18 protein-coding genes are annotated in these 18,310 nt (G+C 62.1%); 11 read left to right on the forward strand and 7 right to left on the reverse strand.

Features of this window, described 5'->3' with window-relative positions; genetic code table 11:
• Window positions 1–229 precede the first annotated feature (229 nt).
• Together ACFQ6H_RS06085 and ACFQ6H_RS06090 are read left to right on the forward strand one after the other, a co-directional pair.
• Window positions 230–1,528 carry a citrate synthase gene (locus ACFQ6H_RS06085; protein WP_003940509.1) on the forward strand — a complete coding sequence of 433 codons (1,299 nt, stop codon included), beginning with the start codon at window positions 230–232 and terminating at the stop codon, window positions 1,526–1,528.
• A gap of 70 nt (window positions 1,529–1,598) precedes the next feature.
• Complete coding sequence (locus ACFQ6H_RS06090) at window positions 1,599–1,961, forward strand: FKBP-type peptidyl-prolyl cis-trans isomerase (RefSeq protein WP_003940440.1); 363 nt, start codon at window positions 1,599–1,601, stop codon at window positions 1,959–1,961.
• Between the two features lie 91 nt (window positions 1,962–2,052).
• On the opposite strand, the gene ACFQ6H_RS06095 is transcribed toward ACFQ6H_RS06090, so the two are convergent.
• Both ACFQ6H_RS06095 and ACFQ6H_RS06100 read right to left on the reverse strand, forming a co-directional pair.
• Window positions 2,053–2,814, reverse strand: a complete 762-nt coding sequence (locus ACFQ6H_RS06095) for an ABC transporter permease (RefSeq protein WP_378644695.1) — start codon at window positions 2,812–2,814, stop codon at window positions 2,053–2,055.
• The gene (locus ACFQ6H_RS06100) at window positions 2,811–3,764 is read right to left on the reverse strand and encodes an ATP-binding cassette domain-containing protein (protein WP_378644697.1); all 954 of its coding nucleotides are present in this window, start codon (window positions 3,762–3,764) and stop codon (window positions 2,811–2,813) included. Before ACFQ6H_RS06100 ends, ACFQ6H_RS06095 begins: the two co-directional genes overlap by 4 nt.
• A 92-nt stretch (window positions 3,765–3,856) precedes the next feature.
• On the opposite strand from ACFQ6H_RS06100, the gene ACFQ6H_RS06105 reads away from it, so the two are divergent.
• Window positions 3,857–4,660, forward strand: a complete 804-nt coding sequence (locus ACFQ6H_RS06105) for a TetR/AcrR family transcriptional regulator (protein WP_378644797.1) — start codon at window positions 3,857–3,859, stop codon at window positions 4,658–4,660.
• Here the strand turns inward: ACFQ6H_RS06105 and ACFQ6H_RS06110 are convergent.
• Entirely contained in the window at window positions 4,595–5,578 is a 984-nt protein-coding gene (locus tag ACFQ6H_RS06110; RefSeq protein ID WP_317828753.1) for a sugar-binding domain-containing protein, read from the reverse strand. The two genes, ACFQ6H_RS06105 and ACFQ6H_RS06110, sit on opposite strands and share 66 nt — an antisense overlap.
• A 239-nt stretch (window positions 5,579–5,817) precedes the next feature.
• Between ACFQ6H_RS06110 and ACFQ6H_RS06115 the strand changes: the two genes are divergently transcribed.
• The 3 genes from ACFQ6H_RS06115 to ACFQ6H_RS06125 all read left to right on the forward strand — a co-directional run bounded on the left by ACFQ6H_RS06115 (window position 5,818) and on the right by ACFQ6H_RS06125 (window position 9,982).
• On the forward strand, window positions 5,818–6,645 hold the full coding sequence (locus ACFQ6H_RS06115; RefSeq protein WP_378644800.1) for an MIP/aquaporin family protein: 828 nt from the start codon (window positions 5,818–5,820) through the stop codon (window positions 6,643–6,645).
• Between the two features lie 64 nt (window positions 6,646–6,709).
• A complete protein-coding gene (glpK, locus tag ACFQ6H_RS06120; RefSeq protein ID WP_230814506.1) occupies window positions 6,710–8,218 on the forward strand; it encodes a glycerol kinase GlpK in 1,509 nt (502 codons plus the stop codon).
• Between the two features lie 48 nt (window positions 8,219–8,266).
• Complete coding sequence (locus ACFQ6H_RS06125; protein ID WP_378644699.1) at window positions 8,267–9,982, forward strand: glycerol-3-phosphate dehydrogenase/oxidase; 1,716 nt, start codon at window positions 8,267–8,269, stop codon at window positions 9,980–9,982.
• Window positions 9,983–10,046: 64 nt separating this feature from the next.
• Here the strand turns inward: ACFQ6H_RS06125 and ACFQ6H_RS06130 are convergent, their stop codons facing one another.
• The 4 genes from ACFQ6H_RS06130 to ACFQ6H_RS06145 are packed head-to-tail and all read right to left on the reverse strand — an operon-like array spanning window position 10,047 to window position 13,223.
• Window positions 10,047–11,324, reverse strand: coding sequence for a sensor histidine kinase (locus ACFQ6H_RS06130; protein ID WP_378644701.1), 1,278 nt, complete (start codon window positions 11,322–11,324; stop codon window positions 10,047–10,049).
• A complete protein-coding gene (locus tag ACFQ6H_RS06135; RefSeq protein WP_378644703.1) occupies window positions 11,321–11,998 on the reverse strand; it encodes a response regulator in 678 nt (225 codons plus the stop codon). The genes ACFQ6H_RS06130 and ACFQ6H_RS06135 overlap by 4 nt, the downstream gene beginning before the upstream one ends.
• 12 nt (window positions 11,999–12,010) lie before the next feature.
• Window positions 12,011–12,574 carry a hypothetical protein gene (locus tag ACFQ6H_RS06140; RefSeq protein ID WP_378644705.1) on the reverse strand — a complete coding sequence of 188 codons (564 nt, stop codon included), beginning with the start codon at window positions 12,572–12,574 and terminating at the stop codon, window positions 12,011–12,013.
• Window positions 12,567–13,223, reverse strand: coding sequence for a hypothetical protein (locus tag ACFQ6H_RS06145; RefSeq protein WP_378543235.1), 657 nt, complete (start codon window positions 13,221–13,223; stop codon window positions 12,567–12,569). The genes ACFQ6H_RS06140 and ACFQ6H_RS06145 overlap by 8 nt, the downstream gene beginning before the upstream one ends.
• A 254-nt stretch (window positions 13,224–13,477) precedes the next feature.
• Between ACFQ6H_RS06145 and ACFQ6H_RS06150 the strand changes: the two genes are divergently transcribed.
• The 5 genes from ACFQ6H_RS06150 (at window position 13,478) to ACFQ6H_RS06170 (ending at window position 18,308) form a co-directional block, all read left to right on the forward strand.
• Complete coding sequence (locus ACFQ6H_RS06150) at window positions 13,478–14,044, forward strand: hypothetical protein (protein WP_378644707.1); 567 nt, start codon at window positions 13,478–13,480, stop codon at window positions 14,042–14,044.
• 63 nt (window positions 14,045–14,107) lie between these two features.
• The gene (locus tag ACFQ6H_RS06155; RefSeq protein ID WP_378644709.1) at window positions 14,108–14,569 is read left to right on the forward strand and encodes an RNA polymerase subunit sigma; all 462 of its coding nucleotides are present in this window, start codon (window positions 14,108–14,110) and stop codon (window positions 14,567–14,569) included.
• Between the two features lie 235 nt (window positions 14,570–14,804).
• Window positions 14,805–15,728 (forward strand): thiamine pyrophosphate-dependent dehydrogenase E1 component subunit alpha, encoded by a 924-nt coding sequence (locus tag ACFQ6H_RS06160; RefSeq protein ID WP_378446540.1) that lies wholly within the window; start codon window positions 14,805–14,807, stop codon window positions 15,726–15,728.
• A gap of 10 nt (window positions 15,729–15,738) precedes the next feature.
• Window positions 15,739–16,788: an alpha-ketoacid dehydrogenase subunit beta gene (locus ACFQ6H_RS06165; protein ID WP_378644711.1), complete on the forward strand. Its 1,050-nt coding sequence runs from the start codon at window positions 15,739–15,741 to the stop codon at window positions 16,786–16,788.
• Window positions 16,789–16,790: 2 nt separating this feature from the next.
• Window positions 16,791–18,308: a 2-oxo acid dehydrogenase subunit E2 gene (locus tag ACFQ6H_RS06170; protein WP_378644713.1), complete on the forward strand. Its 1,518-nt coding sequence runs from the start codon at window positions 16,791–16,793 to the stop codon at window positions 18,306–18,308.
• The last annotated feature ends 2 nt before the right edge of the window (window positions 18,309–18,310 follow it).

Here is an 18,310-nt window from a genome sequence, read left to right on the forward strand (position 1 = left end):
TTGCAGATCAATGCGGGTAAGCGCGCGATTCCGTAGACAGGAGTACCGGTCACGCGGGTGGGAAAATCCCGCCTGGAACGTGTTTCAGTTTCGGTGGGTATGTCGGGTTCGTGAGTACCCGAAAAATAGCCGTGGGGCGACCCTCCTTCGGCACGATCTCTCCCGTGCGACTAGTTTCTAGTTGATCGCATGTAGTTACTCGTTGGTTCGAGCTTGAGAGGGATCCTTCGTGCCCGCTGACAATGACACAAAGCCCACGCTTACTTACCCCGGTGGTGAGTACACGATGTCCATTGCCAGGGCAACCGAGGGCAATGACGGCATCGAGCTGGGAAAGCTGCTGGCCACAACGGGGTACACCACCCTTGACCCCGGTTTTGTGAACACTGCATCCACCAGTTCTGCAATCACCTATATCGACGGCGAGAAGGGAATCCTGCGTTACCGCGGATATCCCATCGAGCAGTTGGCAGGTAAGTCGACGTTCATCGAGGTCAGCTACCTGCTGATCTACGGCGAACTGCCGACCGACGCCCAGCTCGAGTCCTTCACGGACCGCATTCGTCGACACACCCTGCTCCACGAGGACCTCAAGCGGTTCTTCGACGGTTTCCCGCGCAACGCTCACCCGATGCCGGTTCTCTCGTCCGCAGTGAACGCACTGTCGGCGTACTACCAGGATTCGCTCGATCCCGAGGATCCGGAGCAGGTGGAACTGTCCACCATCCGTCTTCTCGCGAAGCTGCCGACCATCGCTGCGTACGCGTACAAGAAGTCCGTCGGACAGCCGTTCCTCTACCCGGACAACTCGTTGAACCTGGTCGAGAACTTCATGCGCATGACGTTCGGCTTCCCGGCCGAGCCCTACCAGGGTGATCCCGAGGTCGCCAAGGCACTCGACATGCTGCTGATCCTGCACGCCGACCACGAGCAGAACTGCTCCACGTCGACCGTGCGTATGGTCGGCTCGTCGGACGCCAACCTGTTCACCTCCGTCTCGGCCGGCATCAACGCACTGTGGGGCCCGCTGCACGGTGGCGCGAACCAGGCAGTGCTCGAGATGCTCGACGAGATCAAGGCCAGCGGCAGCACCGCAGCCGAGTTCGTCCGCAAGGTCAAGAACAAGGAAGACGGCGTGAAGCTCATGGGCTTCGGGCACCGCGTCTACCGCAACTACGATCCGCGCGCTGCGCTGGTCCGCGAAACTGCGCACACCATCCTCGCCAAGCTCGGCGGCGACGACGAACTGCTCAACATCGCAATGCAACTCGAAGAAGCCGCCCTCACGGACGACTACTTCATCGAGCGCAAGCTTTACCCGAACGTCGACTTCTACACCGGCCTCATCTACCGCGCGATGGGCTTCCCGCCGCGTATGTTCACGGTGCTGTTCGCCATGGGCCGTCTGCCCGGTTGGATTGCGCACTGGCGTGAAATGCACGAGGATCCGGCTACGAAGATCGGCCGCCCGCGCCAGATCTACACCGGCTACACCGAGCGTGACTACAGAGACATCACGTCCCGCTGACGCGTGACCTAGCGATATCACCACCCGCTAGTCTTCTGTACCCAATATTTCGCCTCAACGAGGAGGACCCATGAGTAGCAAGCCCGTAATCGAGTTCCAGGAAGGCCCCGCGCCGACCGATCTGGTCATCAAGGACCTGGTTGTCGGAGAAGGCGCCGAAGCCGTTCCCGGTGGCACCGTCGACGTTCACTACGTCGGTGTCGAGTTCGAATCCGGCGAAGAGTTCGACTCTTCCTGGAGCCGTGGCGAGTCCATTCAGTTCCCGCTTCGTGGCCTGATCAAGGGCTGGCAGGACGGCATCCCGGGCATGAAGGTCGGCGGACGCCGTCAGCTCACCATTCCGCCGGAGCTGGCATACGGCCCCGCCGGTGCAGGGCACCAGCTTTCCGGCAAGACCTTGGTCTTCGTGATCGATCTGCTGGACGCCAAGTAATTTACTGTGCGCCTTTATTAACCCCCCGCGGTTAATAAAGGCGCACAGCACGAGGGCCCCGCACCGTCAGGTGCGGGGCTTTCCTGTGTGGTCAGCGTGTTGTCTTTCGCCGGTAGAGCCAGTTCGACCACACGAATCCCACGGCGGCGATGCCCAGGCACCAGGCGAGCGCGATGACGGCGCTGTTTCCGATCGGGGTGCCCATCAAGAGTCCACGCACCGTCTCGATGATGGGAGTCACCGGTTGGTGCCGGGCAAACCCCTGCAGCCAGGACGGCATGGTCTCAGCCGGTACGAAAGCAGTGCTGACGTAGGGCAGGAACATGATGGCGAAGGTGAAACCACTTGCCGCCTCGGGGTTCCGGGCCAGGAGCCCCAGTGCCGTCGACAGGTACGACATCGCGAACACGAAGGCGACGATCACCGCGGCGACGCCGAGCCACCGCAGCGGATCACTGGTCGGACGAAAACCCATGATCAGCGCGACGAGAACCACGATCGCCGTCGTCAGAACATTGCGGACGACGCTGGCGAGCACATGCCCGGTCAGGACCGATGACGGTGAGATCGCGAGCGTCCGGAAACGGTCGATGATCCCGTCCTTCATGTCGCTCGAGACGCTGACGGCGGTGGTGGAGGCGCCGAAACCGGCGCACAGAAGGATGATTCCGGGCACGACGTAGTCGATGTACTCGGCACCGGTGTTGATTGCGCCGCCGAAGACGTACACGAACAGCAGCATGAGCATGATCGGAAGCGCTATCGCGGTGATCATCGAATCAGGGCTACGCAGAACGTGTTTGAGATTCCGGCGAAGCATCACCGCGGAATCGACTGCAATGGTGGACGTCATCGAACTCTCGCAATCTCGGGTTGGCCGGATCCGGTGAGCGCGAAGAACACGTCGTCCAGATCCGGGGTGTGAACGGAGAACTTCTCGACGGTGATCGACGGGTCGTCGATAGAGTCGAGGATGGCTTTGATCGACGGAACGGCTCCGTCGGAAGGGATGTGCAGGGTCAATGTCTCGGTATTCGAGTGTGCCTGCGGCAGTGACGCCGCGGCGAGATCGAGTTGGGCCAGGTTCTCGAATTGCAGTGCGACGTGGCCGCCAGGAACAAGACGCTTGAGTTCGTCCGGTGTTCCCTCGGCGACCAGACGGCCGCCACTGAGCACGCCGACGGTATCGGCCAATTCGTCTGCCTCGTCGAGGTATTGGGTGGTGAGGAAGATCGTGACACCCGACGCTGTGAGGCCACGAACTATCGACCACATTTCGTGGCGGCTTCTCGGGTCCAAGCCGGTGGTGGGTTCGTCGAGGAAGACGACGTCCGGCTTCGCGATCAGGCTCATCGCGATGTCGAGTCGCCTGAGCATGCCGCCCGAGTAGTCGCCCGCTCGTTTGTCGCCGAAGTCCGTCAGGTCGAACTGGTCGAGCAGTTCGTCGGCACGTTTTCGAGAGTTCCTCCGGCCCCGGTGATTCAGCTCGCCCAGGAGAGTCAGGTTCTCGGAACCGGTCAACAGAGTGTCGACGGCAGCATATTGCCCGGTGACGCTGATGCGTCGGCGAACGTTCTGGGGATCGTCGGGGAGTGAGTGGCCCGCCACGGTGACTTCGCCGGCGTCGAAAGGAATGAGGGTGGTGAGAATTCTTACCGCTGTGGTCTTTCCGGCGCCGTTCGCTCCGAGGAGGGCGTACACCGATCCGGCGGGTACCGACAGATCGAGTCCGTCCAGAACCTGTTGATCGCCGTAGCGCTTGCGGAGTCCGCGGACCGAGATTGCGGGGATCGTTCCTGGCATCGAAACCTCCGAGGTAACTGTGTATGGCATAAACTCGTGTTTATAGCGTACACAGTTCTAGGATGATGGCAAGAGCGAAGAGTGGGAGCTGTATGGATGGCGGCGCGCTACCGAGGACGGTCGAACTGGCCTGGGGACTGGATCAGCCCGGAACGCGGGGTCCCAAGAAGGGGCTCAGTCTCGAGCACATCCTCGACACCGCGATCGAGTTGGCCGACGCCGAAGGTGTCACGGCACTGTCGATGGGCCGGGTGGCCAAAGCGCTCGGGTTCACGACGATGTCGCTCTATCGCTACGTGGCAAGCAAAGACGAACTGATCGAACTGATTTCGGATCGAGTGATCGGGCCGCCGCCGATAATTCCCGACGACGTGACCTGGCGCGTCAAGCTCGAGGCGTGGGCGAACCAGGAGTACGCCACGATGCTGAGTCGGCCCTGGTGGCTCAAGCTGCCCATCACCGCTCCGCCGACCGGACCGAACAACATGGCGTGGCTCGACGCGGGGCTGAGCGCACTCGACGGCGTCGCTCTGAGTGCCGCATCGAAGTTCCAGGTGGTGACCAACGTGTCGTTGTTCGTGATCGGCCGTGCCCGCTTCTCGGCTGACCTGGCTTCGCGGTCGGCGCAGTCGGCTGGCGACGACGTGGCTTACGGCGCCCTCATCGCGCGAGTCATCAACCGCGAGGACTTTCCCTACCTCAGTGCTGCAATCGAGGAGGGAGGCTTCGAGGACGGCAGTCCGGAGGGCGAGGCAGCCGGCGATGATGCTTTCGATTTCAGTTTCTCGCTTGGCCTTCTGCTCGACGGAATCGAGAAGTTGGTGCAGCGGTCAGGACACCAGCGCGGTGGCACTGACGTCGTCGATGATCAGGTCGGTGATCAACCCGCCCCGTAGTGCTCCCTCCAGGGCGGGCAGTTTTGCTGTTCCGGCGACGATGCACACGCGTCTGGCGACCTTCTCGAAAAGGTCGAGCCGCGGTCCACTCGCGCGCTCGTTGAGTTCTATGCCGCGATAGCTCCCGTCGGACCGGAAGAACACGGTTGCGATGTCCCCGACCACTCCGTCGCGTCGAAGTGCTTCTGCTTCATCGGGTTCGAGGTATCCGGCGGTGTAGACGTGACTGGGCACGTTGCCACCCGGGACGCCGATGCTGAAGACTGCCAGGTCCATTCGTTTCTGCATGTCCAGCACTCGCTTGATGCTGCGTTCGCGCCACAACTGTTCCCGGGTTTCCGGGTAGTCGAAGAATGCAGGTACCGGAAATCCTTGTGGCAGAGCACCGTAGGCGTCGGCGATGGTTCTGATGATGTCGCTGGCGTAGGAGATTCCCGTGGTGCGGGTATTGGCAGCACCGTTGAGTTGCACGACGTAAGAGTTGTACGTGCGCTTGGGGGCGAGGTGCTTGCTGACTTCGCTGAGAGTGGTTCCCCAGGCGATTCCCATCACCATGTCGCTGTCGAAGAACGAGGCCAACAGGCGTCCCGCGAAAGTGGCGACCTTCTCGAGTCGCTCGAGATCCCCCACCAGTTCCGGCACGGTCACTACGTGTGCGCGTACTCCGTACCGTTCCGAGAACTCGCGTTCGATGCGAGGCGCCTGGCCGTGCGGCGTGCTGATCTTGATCTCGACGAGTCCCGAAGTGCGTGCGTAGGTGATCAGCCTGGAGACGGTGGATCTGGAGACTCCCATGTCGCGCCCGATGGCAGCCATCGTCTGATCTTGGAAGTAGTAGAGGCGAGCGGCCTGAACAGCGTCGGCGATACGCGGGTCCGCCGGGTCGGAGGTTGGAGAGTCGGAAGTGGGAGTTTCCATGGTTTCGTCCTGTCTGCACGTACGTGCAAGAGCACTGAACCGAATCTTATCCGAGTCGGACCAGGCTGAAGCGTTCGATCACGCAAAGTCCCTGAAGTGTGTCTGTTACCCGCGTTACGGTGCGTAAATGGGCAACTTGCACATATGTGCCAGAGCTATGCGTGAATGTGCAAAGGGCCTTACGCTACGAGTGCAGCAGACCAAACTATGACATGCATCACAACGAAGTGAGGGTGGGGATGGAGAAAGCCAAGCGATTGGGGCTTCCAGGCGAGTTGGCAGCCGAGTTTGCAGGAACGATGATCTTGATCTTGTTCGGCGTCGGGGTGGTGGCGCAGGTGGTGTCCGGCGGGAGCGCAGGGGGTCTCGGTGGACACGACAGCATTGCGTGGGCCTGGGGACTCGGCGTGATGTTCGGAATCTATGTCGCAGGCCGGGCGACGGGTGCTCATCTGAACCCCGCGGTCACGTTCGCCTTCGCGATCTTCCGGGACTTCTCCTGGCGCAAGGTGCTGCCGTACACGCTGGCGCAGACTGCGGGAGCTTTTGTCGCGGCGTTGATCGTTCGATGGAATTACAACGACATGCTCAACGCCATCGATCCCGGACACACAACGGCCACGCAGACGATCTTCTCGACGATGCCTGGAAACGGAACGCTTCCGGTCAGTCTCGGCTCGGCGCTGATCGATCAGATCATCGGTACGGCCATCCTGCTGTTCCTCATCGTTGCCGTGACGGATTCCCGCGGCACTCCGCCGCTTGCGAATCTCGCGCCCTTCGTCGTCGGATTGATCGTGGTGGGAATCGGATTCGCCTGGGCTACCAACGCGGGTTACGCCATCAATCCGGCCCGTGACTTCGGCCCGCGTCTGGCGTCGTACCTCACCGGTTACGGCAGTGCCTGGCGGGATCAGTACGGAAGTTTGTACTTCTGGGTGCCCATCGTCGGACCGCTGATCGGCGCTCCGATCGGTGTGTTCCTCTACGACAAGTTGGTTGGACGATTCCTGCCTGACGAGTCGGTGGAGAAGGCGGCCGAGGAGCCGGCCACGATACCGGCCTGATGGCGAATCATCATCTCTGACAGTAAATCTTTCGCACTTTCTTCGACACCAAAGGGGTAGCACGATGGCGCAGTTCGTAGCCGCGATAGACCAGGGAACCACCTCCACTCGTTGCATGATCTTCGATCACAGTGGACACGTGGTTGCCGTCGAGCAGCATGAGCACTCGCAGATCTTCCCGCAGGCGGGTTGGGTCGAGCACGATCCGATCGAGATCTGGGACAACGTCCGCAACGTCACGGCGGGCGCCCTCGCCAATGCAGACTTGACCGCAGCCGACATCGCATCCGTCGGAATCACCAATCAGCGTGAGACGGCAGTGGTCTGGGAACGAGCAACCGGAAAGCCCGTCTACAACGCGATCGTCTGGCAGGACACACGCACTGATCGGATCTGCACGGCGCTCGCGGGCGAAGACGGCCCCAAGAAGTACACCGAGGTCACCGGACTGCCGTTGGCAACGTACTTCTCGGGCCCCAAGGTCAAGTGGATTCTCGACAACGTCGAGGGCGCTCGCGACAAGGCCGAAGCCGGCGAGTTGTGCTTCGGCACGATGGACACCTGGGTGTTGTGGAACATGACCGGCGGCGTCCAAGGCGGAGTGCACGCCACCGATCCGACCAACGCCTCGCGCACCCTGCTGATGGATCTCGACACTCTCGCTTGGGATTCGGCGATCTGTGCCGACATGGGAATTCCGGAGTCCATGCTTCCCGAGATCCGCAGCTCGTCCGAGGTCTTCGGATTCGTCCGTGAACGTGGCACCCTGTCCGGCGTGCCGATCGCCGGAATCCTCGGTGATCAGCAGGCTGCGACCTTCGGCCAGGCCTGCCTCTCGCCCGGAGAAGCGAAGAACACCTACGGAACCGGCAATTTCGTGCTCCTCAACACCGGCACCGAAAAGGTGATGAGCAAGAACGGATTGCTGACGACGGTCTGTTACAAGATCGGCGAGCAGCCCACTGTCTATGCGCTGGAAGGATCGATCGCCGTGACGGGTTCGCTGGTGCAGTGGCTTCGGGACAACCTCGGCATGATCGACAATGCGGCCGACATCGAGGTGAACGCTCGCTCTGTGGAGGACAACGGCGGCGCGTACTTCGTGCCCGCGTTCTCGGGTCTGTTTGCACCGCATTGGCGCGCGGATGCACGCGGCGCGATCGTCGGTCTGACCCGGTTCGTGAACAAGGGGCACCTTGCCCGGGCGGTGCTCGAAGCGACTGCGTACCAGAGCCGTGAGGTGATCGAGGCGATGAACCTCGACTCGGGTGTCGACTTGAAGGTGCTCAAGGTCGACGGCGGAATGGTCGCGAACGAACTCCTCATGCAATTCCAGGCCGATCTGCTCGACGTCGAGGTGATCCGCCCGGTCGTGGCAGAGACCACGGCTTTGGGCGCTGCATACGCCGCTGGTCTCGCGGTCGGGTACTGGGAGAGCGAGGACGACATTCGCAGCAACTGGGCGAAGGACAAGAGTTGGACGCCGTCGATGGATTCGGCGGAGCGGGACCGGCTGTACGCAGGCTGGCAGAAGGCCGTCACTCGGACACTCGACTGGGTCGACGCAGACTGATCGCGGCGCCCGCATTTCTACCTATTTTCAAGTGAAGGAACAGTTTTCATGAGCACAGCACAAGCATTGAGTTCGTCCTCGCGGGCGGAGTCGCTGAAGAAGTTGGAAGAAACCGAACTCGACGTCCTGGTCATCGGCGGTGGCGTGGTCGGTGCGGGTAGCGCGCTGGACGCCGCGACTCGTGGTCTGAAGGTGGGCTTGGTGGAGGCACGCGACTTCGCGTCCGGAACCTCGAGTCGGTCCAGCAAGTTGTTCCACGGCGGACTGCGTTACCTCGAGCAGTTCAATTTTGCGCTCGTGTTCGAGGCGCTGCGTGAGCGGTCGCTGGTTCTGAACTCGCTGTGCCCGCATCTCGCGAAGCCGGTGCCGTTCATCTACCCGCTCGAGAAGCTGATCGACCGGCCGTACGTCGGTCTGGGCATCGGCGTCTACGACGTGATGGGCGCAGGCCGCGGGGTTCCTTCACACCACAAGCATGTGGGCAAGAAGAAGACTCTCGAATCGTTCCCTTCCGGAAAGCGTTCTGCTATCCGGGGTTCGGTCAAGTTCTACGAGGGTCAGGTAGATGATGCCCGCCACACGATGATGCTGGCGCGCACGGCAGCCGAGTACGGCGCTCTGTGCGTCAACAGCACTCGCGTCGTCGGTTTTCTCCGTGAGGAGGACCGTGTGGTCGGTGTGAAGGCGGTGGATCTGGAAACGGGTCGCGCCTTCGAGATCCGTGCTCGCCAGGTCATCAACGCGGCCGGCGTGTGGACTGACGAGATTCAGGAAATGGTCGGTGGGCGAGGACAATTCCAGGTTCGTGCCTCCAAGGGCGTGCATCTGGTTGTCCCGCGCAACCGGATCAACTCCTCGACCGGGATCATCACGCGAACCGAGAAGAGCCTGCTGTTCGTGATCCCGTGGGGAAGCCACTGGATCATCGGTACGACGGACACCGATTGGAACCTCGACCTCGCGCATCCGGCAGCCAGCCGAAGCGATATCGACTACATCCTCGGACATGTCAACAAGCTCCTTCAGGACGAGTTGACGCACGAGGACGTCGTCGGTGTGTACGCGGGGTTGCGTCCGTTGCTGTTCGGCGAATCGGATTCGACCAGCACTCTCTCGCGTGAGCATGCAGTGTCGAGTCCGGTCCGAGGTTTGACGGTGGTCGCCGGTGGCAAGTACACCACTTACCGCGTGATGGCCAAGGACGCTGTCGATTCCGCGGTGCACGGATTGGAACAGAAGGTGCCGAAGTCCTGCACCGAGCGTATCCAACTGGTGGGTGCCGACGGCTACTTCGCCGCGCACAATAATCGGCATCTCACCGCTGAGCGCACGGGACTGCACGTTTCGACCATCGAGCACCTACTGGGTCGGTACGGCACTCTGGCCGACGAGTTGTTCGAACTCGTCGAGGCGCGACCGGAACTGGGGCAACCGTTGGACTCCGCTCCCGAGTACCTGAAGGCAGAGATCCATTACGCTGCGAGCCACGAGGGTGCGCAGCATCTCGACGACATCCTGACCCGTCGTACTCGCATCTCCATCGAGGTTACCGATCGCGGCGATGCGGCAGCTGCCGAAGTGGCGGAACTGGTTGCACCGGTGCTCGGTTGGACTCCCGAGCACATTGCCGAGGAGATCGAGCACTACCGGTTGCGCGTTGCAGCCGAGCGGGAATCTCAGGAGCAGCCCGATGACCTGACGGCTGATGCGGCGCGCCTCGGTGCACCGGACGTTCGCACCGGAGTTACTGTCGGACAGGTTTGAGCCTGAAGCACCAATGATCGGCCGGGGCACTGTGTCCCGGCCGATCGACCGAACTGCACCGGTGTCAATCGAACTCGTCCGACGAGCATTCGGGGAGGTCGACCGTCACCACCGCGCCCCCGTTCGGATGGTTCGCGAAGTCGATACGAGCGCCGATGACCGCCGCTTGCCCCACTACGATCGTCAAGCCGAGGCCCAGGCCCGAGTTCGGGCCGCGTTCGACGCAATCGGTCTGAAATCTCTTCGGCCCCTGGCGAAGCCACTCTTCAGTGAAACCGCTGCCTCGATCCCGCACGGTGATGCGGGAGTGGTCGACGTCGACAATGATCGGCGACTTTCCGTGATTGCGAGCATTCAAGATCAGGTTGGCGATGATCCGTTCGAGTCTGCGTGCGTCGGTGTACGACGCGGGGGCGCCGTGAGCACTCACTACACACTCGACCCCGGTGGTGGAAATCGCGTGACGCACCACCGGTGCCAGTTCCACCGATTGGATGTCTGCCTGCTCGGAGGTGGTGTCGAGGCGGGCCACTTCGATGACGTCCTCGGCGAGTCTCCTGAGTTTATGGACGCCGTCGCGCACCAATTCGGTTGGCCTGCCGGGCGGTAGAAGCTCTGCGGCGCCGACCAGTCCGGAGATGGGCGTCCGGAGATCGTGCGCGATGTTGGCTGTCACACGCTTTTCGGCGTCGAGCTGACCCCGTAGCGCATCGGACATCGCGTCGACTGCATCCGCCAGTTCGGTGATCTCGTCGTCGAAGAGTGACCAGGTGACCGAGCGGACGCGGATGTCCGCTCCGGTAGACACTTTGCGTGCCGCACGGGCGGCCGAGCGCAAACGATACGACATCGCGAGCCCAAGCAGCACACCCAGGACGGCACCCGCTGCGATCACAGCGACGGTGGCATTGCGCAGTGTCCGATCGACGCTGGCGATCGATTCCCGCTGCGCGGTGTACGGGACGCGAATCGCCACCACCTGAGTGTTCACGTCGGCAGCTGCCCAGACGAATGGTTGGTCGCCACTGTCGACGAGGTAGGTGGCGCGTTTGCCGCCGGCGACGGCCTCGCGTAACTCTTCCGGAACGTCCAGGCCATCCGTGGTGGCGCGGAACAATGCACGCATGCTGCCTGTTTCGTCCTGCAGCACCAGTTGGAGATTGCGGTCAGCTGCAGCCCGCGCTGCATCCTCCTGGTTGTGTGAAAAGGTTTGATGCATCACGGTACTGAGCGTGATCGAGGCGACGGCAATCACGAACGTGATGGCCGCCGCGATCTTCCACTGAAACGACAACCGCCTCCCGGTGGACGGGAGCTTGGCGGCGAGATCCCGCGATCTCACCGATGGTTGTCCATCGTGTAGCCGAACCCCCGGACGGTTCGGATCTGTTCGGAGCCGATCTTCGTGCGCAATCGCTGAACGTGAACGTCGACGATGCGCGTATCGCCGCCCCAGTCGTAATCCCAGACGTCCGAGAGCAGTTCGGAGCGAGACCAGACTTTCCGCGGCACACTCACCATGACCAGGAGCAGCTTCATTTCAGTGGGGGTGAGTGCCACTTCGGCGCCCGAACGCGTGACGGTCACCAACTCGCGATCGATCTCCAGATCGCCGAGATTCACGATGTCTTTCTCCGTACCGGAATGGGATTCGACCCGCCTGAGCACACTTCGGATACGGGCCACCAGGACACCGCTGTCGAAGGGCTTGGTGACGTAGTCGTCGGCACCGGCTTCCAATCCGAGAACTATGTCGACCGGGTCGTCGCGCGCGGACAGCATGATGACCGGCACCGACAGTTCCTCACGAATGCGTCGGCACAGGCTGATTCCGTTCAGGTCGGGAAGCATCACGTCGAGGACGGCGATATCCGGCTTGGCGTCGACCGCCAAATCCATTCCGGTCAACCCACCCGATGCGGTGATCACCCGAAACCCGTTGCGTTCGAGATTCAATTGCGTTGCTTCGCGGATGACAGCGTCGTCTTCGACCAGCAAAATCAACGGATCGGTCATCGGCCTTCGCTTTCATGGGAACGGAACACTCTCAAACCCTTCACCGGTCCACTTGTATGCAGTCGACGATTGACAGAACTCCGGAATGCCGGGGTCTTTGCACAGGTCGACCATGACCGACAATCCTCCGGTTGAGCCGACGACGTAGCGTCCTGGGTCTTGCACTCCGAAGACTTTGTGAGCGCCCGATTCGTCGATCTGGTAGACGAATCCGGCGACCATGAAGCTGACCGGTGGGGCCGGTCGTCCCCAGATGCCGACAGACTCGCAGGTGAAGACATTGACGACGGCATCTTGCCAAACGGCGTCCGTCACGTGGGAGTACCGGATTTCGAAGGGGAAGTTCGCATCACCGCACAACCGGAGACTGTCCTTGACCGCATCGGACACTTCCGGGTCTGCTCTGACGAGGGCAACAGGATCGATGCTCAAGCCCTGTGAGAGATCCGAGGGGTCGAGTGATGCTGCGATATTCGGAGTGGGTTCTGTTTCAGGCTCGGTGGAACAGGAGGCGAGAGCAAACGCGACCGGCAGGCAGAGCTCGGCGAGCAGCGCGCGACGACGGCGATCAATCACGGATGAACTCCGTTCCATCCCAGTGGAACTCGGTCCGAAGCGGTGGACGGGGGCAACATTCGAACTCCGGTGGCCGCGGATCCGTTTCCAGGACAGACAAACTCGCGGCGCGTTGACCGCTGACGATGAACTTTCCGCGCTCTTCGACGGAGAACAGGCGCTCACCTAGTTCGGGATTGTCTTCACTCGAACCGGCCTTGCCGCTGCGGTAGACGTAGCCGGCGAGGTTGACCGAAATCGATACTCCGGTCCCGGGTTGGTGGGCCGGTTGGCACGGATACACATTCATGACGATCAGTTCGGTCTCCGGCACGATACGAGGTGCGCCTGGATCGAGAAGGATGGATCCGACAGAGATCGGATACCAGTCCGGGCACGATCGGAGTTCTGTCTTCACACCCTCCGACACCCCGGGGTCGTCGAGAAGCGCACGGCCCAACCTCGAATTCTCGGCAACCCGTCTGGCCAGGTCGGCGGGCTGTGTGACGGACAATCCGGTGGAAGCGACATCGCCTTCGATCACAACACCCTGGGTGGACCCGCATCCGGTGATCACGGACGCTCCGAGGGCCGCTGTCGCGAGTGCCGTACCGAACAGCCTGCGAGTGCGGCCTGTTCGGCCCTCGCAGATCTCATTCCGATACAACACTTTCCCCTCCCCGGCCGGTGCGAACTGTCTCATCGGCATGCGCACTTTTCATAGGATCACACGTGATCTCGATATCGGCGTTTCACCACCTACCGTTACGTAATCGTATGAATGTCGGGACCGTCGAGAGTTGGTACGCGACCGCCGGAATTCTGTTACGAAACCGATGGAATCGGGCTTCTAGAGTGAGTCACGTCGGTGTTCACCGCTTGGGCGGAACGAGCTGATCCGCGTATCGAGGAGTGCGAGAGCAAATGCCTGAAGTATTGCTGACCAACAAGACTCGGCGTCCGCGAGTGCTGCTTGCCGTACTGACGATCGGAGTGGTGTGCGCGATGGCCGGGTGTTCGAGTGACGACACCAGCGCGCCAGGACCCGAATCGACGACTACGTCGGTGGTCGCGGCGTCGACGACCGCACCGCCGCCGACCCCAGCGACCACGTCGGAGACAGTCGAAAGCTCGAACTCGGTGGGCGGCGGTGCGGACACATCCACTCCCGGAGCCCCGGCGGGCGGAGCAGCGCCGGCCTGGACCCCGGTCTCGACCAGCGCGGTTGCCCCTGTGGCCCCTGGTCCGCCTACCGAGTCGACCAGGTGCACCGATCAGATCAACTATGCGGGTGACCCTCGTTCGAATGCGGAGATCAACAGCATCGGAGAGCGGATGGGTTCGTGTCCTGCGCCGCTCCCACCCGATGCCGTCGAGCCCTCAGAGAAGTGCACCGACCAGATCAACTACGGCGCCGACCCTCGTTCCAACGCCGAGATCAACATCATCGGGGAACAAACCGGGATCTGCCCCGAGCCGATACGCCCCTGACGAGTTCAAAACCTGAGCAGTAGTCGGGAATTCGACCAAGGGCCGAACCAGGGGGAGATCGCAATGACAAGCAGGGCAGGTGGACGTTCGATCGACAGTGTTGCCGACGATGCGTCCCGAGGGGATCGGGACGCGATTGCAGAACTCCTCAAACGCATCGTGCCTCTGGTGACGCGGCGCTGTCGTGCCGAACTGCGACCGCTCGACGCTGATCGTATTGCCGTCGGTATCTGCCGATCCGTCCTGTCCGACATCCGGCGACGAAGACGCGCCGGAGAAGCGTTCCTCGCGCATCTGTACGACGCGATCAGTCGCGAAATCGATTCGCTACCAGCATCGAGTCGACTCACTCTGCCTTTCGGCGATCTGTCGGCCGTCGAACGCAACGTTTTGGTAGCTCGCATCGTTGTCGGTTTCGACGTGCGCGAGACGGCGCTGTCACTGAGAACAACAACGAGCGCCGTCGAACTCGTCCAACACCGCGCGCTGTCCAAGATCAGACGCGGCAGCCTGAGCGGCGCCTAATCAACGCTCGAAAGTCAACAGCTGCAACCCTTCGCAACTCCCGGCAACCGTGCGCAACTCTTTCTCTTCGCCCGTGACCTACACGACACTGCATGGCGACGAGTGATCGAGAACGAGGAGTGTGACGGTGGTTCAACGGACGGCGCCGAAGCCGACAACGCCAGGATCGAAAAAGACCGGGGCCAAGCCTCATTCAGGGCTGGGCCGGGAAGCATTGCTGAAGGCGTACGAGAAGATGTCACGTATCCGTGCCTTCGAGGATCGCTTGCACGAAGAGAATGCAACCGGTGACATCCCCGGCTTCATTCACCTCTACTCGGGCCAGGAAGCCATCGCCGTCGGAGTGTGCGAGAACCTGAGCGACGCCGACTACATCGGATCCACTCACCGCGGTCACGGGCACTGCATTGCCAAGGGCTGTGACCTCAACGGCATGATGGCCGAGATCTTCGGTAAGGACGACGGCCTGTGTCGCGGCAAGGGTGGTTCGATGCACATCGCCGACCTGTCCGTGGGAATGCTCGGCGCCAACGCGATTGTCGGCGGCGCACCGTCGTTGGCGATCGGTGCGGCACTGAGTGGTAAGACGCTCGGAAACGGTGTCATCGCAGCCTCGTTCACGGGTGACGGTGGATCCAACCAGGGAACCGTCTTCGAGGCGATGAACATGGCTGTGGTGCTGGATCTTCCGATCGTCTTCGTGATCGAGAACAACGGATTCGGGGAGGCCACCGGAACCGACTACGCCGTCGGTGCACCCGACATCGCCGCGCGCGCCGCATCCTTCGGCATGCCTGCCGTCAAGGTGGACGGCACCGACTTCTTCGCGGTCTACGACGCAATGGCGGAAGCATCCGAGCGTGCCCGGACCGGCGGTGGCCCCACCACGATCGAGGCGGCGGCATTCCGTTGGCACGGCCACTTCGAGGGCGACGCGCAGCTGTACCGCACGGCGGAACAGGTTGCGCAACTGCGGGAAACCAAAGATCCGCTCAAGAACTTCCGTAGCAGTGTCGACGCGAAGAAGGTCAGCTTCGCTGATCTGGACGCCGTGGACGAGCAGTCGCGAGTGTTGGTGGACGAGGCGGTAGCGAAGGCGCGCGCCGCGGCGTATCCACCCGTCGAGAATCTGCTGACCGATGTCTACGTGTCGTACTGAGGAGCCCGAGATGACAAGCGTGGAAACCAAGAACGTGTCGAAGAAGACTTACCGCGAGGCCGTCAAAGAGGCCATCGCCCAAGAGATGCAACGAGATCCGAGCGTAGTCCTCATCGGTGAGGACGTACGCGGCGGGCATGCCGGTACCAATCCCGATCTGGAGACGAAGAAGATCGAGGCGTTCGGCGGTGTCCTCGGGGTCACCAAGGGCCTGTGGACGGAGTTCGGATCGGAGCGTGTCATCGACACCCCGATCACCGAATCCGCGATCATCGGAATGGCTGCCGGAGCCGCACTGACCGGACTTCGGCCGGTCGCCGAGTCGATGTTCATGGACTTCTTCGGAGTTTCCTACGACGCGCTCTACAACCAGGCTGCCAAGTTCCGCTACATGTTCGGTGGCAAGGCCAGAACTCCGCTGGTGGTGCGAGGCATGATCGGCGCAGGATTCTCCGCCGCTGCCCAGCATTCTCAGTCCCCGTACAACGTGTTCGCGGCGGTGCCTGGTCTGAAGGTGGTCGCTCCGTCCAATGCCTACGACGCAAAAGGCCTTCTCATCCAAGCTATCCGGGACGACGATCCCGTCGTCTTCTGTGAGCACAAGGTTCTCTACGACCTCAAGGACGAAGTGCCGGACGAGCCCTACGCGATTCCGTTCGGCGTCGCCAACTACACCAGGCAGGGCGACGACGTCACGATCATCGCTTTGTCCGCGATGGTGAACCGCGCCAACGACGTAGCGGACAAGCTGGCAGCAGAGGGTATTTCGGTGGAGGTCGTCGATCCTCGTACCGTCTCCCCATTGGACGAGGATGGCATTCTCGAATCCGTCGCGTCGACCGGAAGGGTTGTGATCGTCGACGAATCCGCCGCCCGCTGCGGCTTCGGGCACGACGTGGCCGCATTGATCGCCACCAAGGGTTTCAACTACCTGAAAGCGCCGATCGGACTGATCACGCCGCCGCACACGCCGGTTCCGTTCTCACCGACCCTCGAAACTGCCTGGCTGCCTGACGCGGCGCGCATCGAAGAGTCGGTTCGCAAGCTGGTGAGAGCCTGATCATGGCGGATATCAAAGCTATCGACATCCCCAAGTGGGGGCTCTCCATGGAGGAGGGGTTGGTCAACGCCTGGCTCATCGGGGAAGGCGAGTCGTTCACCAAGGGCCAATTGATCTGTGAGATCGAGACCAGCAAGATCACCAACGAGCTGGAGGCGCCGTTCGACGGTGTTCTCCGCAAGATCGTCGGCACACCTGGGCAGACTCTGCCCGTCGGTGCCGTGATCGGTGTGTCCGCCGACGCGTCCACGACGGATGAGGAGATCGAGCAGTTCCTCGCCGCCCGCGGCGCAACCGCGCCGCCGGAAGAGTCGGCACCGTCACCAGCTGCCGCGCCGGCGGCTCCCGCGACACCCCTGCCGACGCCGGCTGCGAAGGTGGTTGTTGCGCCGAAACCTGCACCAACCGGCTCCACCGTCGTACCGAGCGTTCTGCAGGGCACGACTCAGAGTGACGTGTTTGCCAGTCCTCGCGCACTCCGACGTGCCGAAGCACTCGGAATCGATCTCGCCGCCGTGGTGGGTACGGGCCCACTCGGACGGATCAGTGTCCGAGACATCGACGACGCGATTCGTGACGCCGGTGGCACTGTTGCGCCGGTAGTGCCGGCCACGAGATCCGGACTTCCGCTGCGATCGACTGTCGATGACAGCGCCGTACCGGCCACCCCGGTCGCACGCAGAACTGCGCAATCGCTGGGCGTCAATTTGCACGACTGTCGTCCGACGGGCTCGAGGGGGCGCGTCTGCGTCGCCGACGTGCACGACGCCGCCCGTTCCGCGCAGCTCCTACCTGATGCGGCAGCCGAGACGGGAACCGTTGCCGTCGAACCCGATTACGACACAGTTCCTTTCACACCCATGCGATCGGCAATCGCCGGTAGGTTGCAGGCGTCCAAGCAGCAGGCTCCCCATTTCCGGCTCTCGGCGGATCTCGAGCTCGATGCGCTCCTCGCTCTGCGCAAGGAGATCAATTCGACCGTCCCGGCGGTCAAGTTGTCGGTCAACGACTTCATCGTGAAAGCCTGCGCCGCCGCGCTGATGAAGGTGCCGGACGTGAACGTCCAGTTCGATGCCGCGAACGAATCGGTTCTTCGATTCGCGTCGGCGGATGTCTCGGTGGCAGTTGCACTTCCGACCGGTTTGATCACGCCCATCGTGCGCAGTGCGAACACCAAGTCGTTGGCGGACATCTCCGGTGAGGTGCTCGCGTTGGCCACCAAGGCGAAGACCGGCAAACTCCGTCCCGAAGAATTCCAGGGTGGAACCTTCACGGTGTCCAACCTCGGTATGTTCGGGATCAAGTCCTTCGACGCGATCATCAATCCGCCCCAGGGTGCGATTCTCGCCGTTGGTGCGGGGGAGAAGCGGGCCGTGGTGGTCGGCGACACCGTCTCGATTCGGACGCTGATGACCGTGACCCTCTCGTGCGATCACAGGGTGATCGACGGAGCGTTGGGTGCGATCTTCCTTCGCGAACTCCAGCGCTTTGTTGCTTCTCCCGCGCTGATGTTGGTGTAAGG

The sequence above is a fragment of the Rhodococcus sp. NPDC056506 genome, from assembly GCF_042794945.1.
GTDB lineage: Bacteria > Actinomycetota > Actinomycetes > Mycobacteriales > Mycobacteriaceae > Rhodococcus_F.